Origin of the sequence: Bacteroides sp. CAG:633 (genome assembly GCF_000435115.1) — a bacterium.
GTDB lineage: Bacteria > Bacteroidota > Bacteroidia > Bacteroidales > Bacteroidaceae > Bacteroides > Bacteroides ndongoniae.
Genome location: NZ_FR882944.1, coordinates 1 through 2,978, shown reverse-complemented (window position 1 = coordinate 2,978; position 2,978 = coordinate 1). Strand labels below are relative to the sequence as shown.

3 protein-coding genes and 1 pseudogene are annotated in these 2,978 nt (G+C 52.9%); 1 reads left to right on the top strand and 3 read right to left on the bottom strand.

Features of this window, described 5'->3' with window-relative positions; genetic code table 11:
• The 3 genes from QVP67_RS00370 to radA all read right to left on the bottom strand — a co-directional run.
• Window positions 1-766 (bottom strand): NAD(P)/FAD-dependent oxidoreductase (locus tag QVP67_RS00370; protein WP_288179736.1); only part of this gene is annotated, 766 nt, incomplete at its 3' end.
• A 40-nt stretch (window positions 767-806) separates the two neighbouring features.
• Window positions 807-1,193 (bottom strand): GxxExxY protein, encoded by a 387-nt coding sequence (locus QVP67_RS00365; protein WP_022161582.1) that lies wholly within the window; start codon window positions 1,191-1,193, stop codon window positions 807-809.
• Window positions 1,194-1,240: 47 nt separating this feature from the next.
• The gene (radA, locus tag QVP67_RS00360) at window positions 1,241-2,608 is read right to left on the bottom strand and encodes a DNA repair protein RadA (protein ID WP_022161581.1); all 1,368 of its coding nucleotides are present in this window, start codon (window positions 2,606-2,608) and stop codon (window positions 1,241-1,243) included.
• Between the two features lie 158 nt (window positions 2,609-2,766).
• On the opposite strand from radA, the pseudogene QVP67_RS00355 reads away from it, so the two are divergent.
• Window positions 2,767-2,978 (top strand): annotated as a pseudogene (locus QVP67_RS00355) (carbonic anhydrase); the annotation flags it as partial.

The following is a 2,978-nucleotide window of genomic DNA, read 5'->3' as shown; positions in this document are numbered from 1 at the left end:
AGCGATAGACGTCGCGGGCAGAGTGGCCGGTAGCCAGGATGACGGGACCGAGGAATGTCTGTCCCGTGTTGGTCTCGATGCCCTTTACTTCATCGCCTTCGATGAGCAGGGCGTCCATACGGGTCTGGAAGTGAACTTCACCGCCGCACTGAAGGATGGTGTTGCGCATGTTCTCGATGACGCGGGGCAGTTTGTCGGTGCCGATGTGCGGGTGTGCGTCCACTAGAATGGAGGTGGATGCGCCGTGCTGGCAGAAGACGTTAAGTATCTTGTCCACATTGCCGCGCTTCTTGCTACGGGTGTACAACTTGCCGTCGGAGTAGGCTCCTGCGCCACCTTCGCCGAAGCTGTAGTTCGACTCAGGGTCTACCGCCTGCGTGCGGCTTATCTGGGCAAGGTCTTTTTTGCGTTCGCGTACGTCCTTGCCGCGCTCTACCACAATGGGGCGCAATCCCAGTTCGATGAGGCGCAGGGCGGCGAAGAGTCCGCCGGGGCCGGCACCTACGACGATGACTTGGGGGCGACCTTCTACATTGTTGTATACGGTGTGCTGGTATTCGTCGTCTTTGGGCACTTCGTTGACGTAGGCACGTACGGTGAGGTTGACAAACACTGTCCGCTGGCGGGCATCGATGCTCCGCTTCAGGATACGGGTGGCGTTGAGGGTTTTCTCGTCAAGGCCTTTCTCGTGTACGAGGTAGGCTTTCAATTGCTGTTCGTTAGCGGCTACTTCGGGTAGCACTCTGATGTTATATTCTTGTATCATATTGTTTTATTAAACGCAGATTAACGCAGATTATCGCAAATTAAAGGACATATCTTCTTATGCCATTCTGCAAATTCATATTATAGAAATTAATAAGTAAGCCTAAATGAACTTGGCTCAATCTTAAATAAGTCATTATCTGTGCTGTATGGATAGGTAAAATTTTCTCCACAGTTTTCAGTTCGATAATGATTTTGTTCTCTACTAAGATATCGATGCGGTAACCGCAATCCAATGTTATACCTTTATATAAGACTGGTAAAGGCTTTTGCCGTTCGTAATGGATATTCTTTCCACTCAGCTCATAACACAGACAGGCTTCATACACACTTTCCAATAAACCAGGTCCCAGTTCTTTATGTACATTATATGCACATCCCAGTACTTGATAGGATAATTCGTTTGTTTCTTTATCTATATTTACCATAGTAAATTTACTTTGCGTCAATCTGCGTTAATCTGCGTTTTATATCTCTATCCAAACAGTGCCCTGAATGCTTCTTCCACCTTCCTCACCGGCACCAGTTCGATGCTCAGTTTCTTCGTGTTCAGCCCCTGCAGGTTGTACTTAGGCAGGAGGAACTGTTTGAAACCCAGTTTCTCGGCCTCGCCGATGCGTTGTTCGATACGGTTCACGGGGCGGATTTCGCCCGAGAGGCCTATCTCGCCTGCCATGCAGACGCCCGGCTCAATTTCCGCATCCATGTTGCTGGAGAGGATGGCGCTGATGACGGCCAGGTCGATGGCCGGGTCGTTCACCTTGAGGCCGCCCGCAATGTTGAGGAAAACGTCTTTCTGCGCCAGCTTAAAGCCTACACGCTTTTCGAGCACGGCCAGCAGCATGTTCATGCGGCGGATGTCGAAACCCGTGGCCGAGCGTTGCGGATTGCCGTAAACGGCGGAACTGACCAGTGCCTGTGTCTCGATGAGGAAGGGACGTACGCCTTCGATGGCCGAGGCGATGGCCACACCACTCATGCCTTCGTGATCCTGACTCAGCAGCAGTTCGGAGGGGTTGCTCACTTGGCGCAGACCGTCCTGACGCATTTCGTAGATGCCCAGTTCGGCGGTGCTGCCGAAGCGGTTCTTGATGCTGCGCAGAATGCGGTACATGTAGTGCTGGTCGCCCTCGAACTGAAGGACGGTATCGACGATGTGTTCCAGCACTTTGGGACCTGCAATGCTGCCTTCCTTGTTGATGTGGCCAATCAGGATGACTGCCGTATGCGTTTCCTTGGCGAAGCGCAGAATGCTGGCGGCGCACTCGCGCACCTGGGCGATGCTGCCCGGTGAGGATTCCAGTGCTTCGGTCGAAATGGTTTGTATGGAGTCGATGATGACCAGGTCGGGGCGTGTGTTCTTGATGTGGACGTAGATCTGTTCGAGCGACGTCTCGCACACGATGAGACAGTCCGACGATTGTTTCGTCAGCCGTTCGGCACGCAGTTTCAGCTGTCGCGCGCTTTCCTCGCCCGAGATGTAGAGGATGCGTTTCTCGGGCATCCGCAGGACGGTTTGCAGCACCAGTGTCGACTTGCCGATGCCCGGCTCTCCGCCTATCAGCACCAGCGACCCTTGCACCAGTCCGCCACCCAGTACGCGGTTCAGTTCGGCGTCGTGCAGGTCGATGCGGGGTTCGTCGGCCGCTTCAATCTCGTCTAGGGTGACGGGCTTGGACTTGACGGTCTCGATGCCCGAAACGGGGCGTTTATTGGTGGGCTCCTTGCGTACGATTTCTTCGACGAAGGTATTCCACTGTCCGCACGCGGGGCACTTGCCCTGCCATTTGGGCGACTCTTGTCCGCAGTTGCTGCATACGTAGACGGTTTTCTCTTTGGCCATAATCGGAAGATTTAATGAATTATGGCCTCAAAGGTACTTTATTCACCACAGAGTACACAGAGTTTCACGGAGTTTTTTTACTTTTGTTCGTGCGGTGCACGGGCCGACGGCTGTGTGCCGCGATGTGAATATGAACCGATTCTTTAACAACTGAATTTATGATAGACGAAATTCTGAAATTCAACAAGCAGTTTGTGGCCGACAAGGGATACGAGAAGTACATCACGACGAAATATCCCGACAAGAAGATTGCCATCCTGTCGTGTATGGACACCCGGCTGACGGAGTTGCTGCCAGCGGCTTTGGGCATCAAGAACGGCGATGTGAAAATGATTAAGAATGCGGGAGGCATCATCTCGCACCCCTTCGG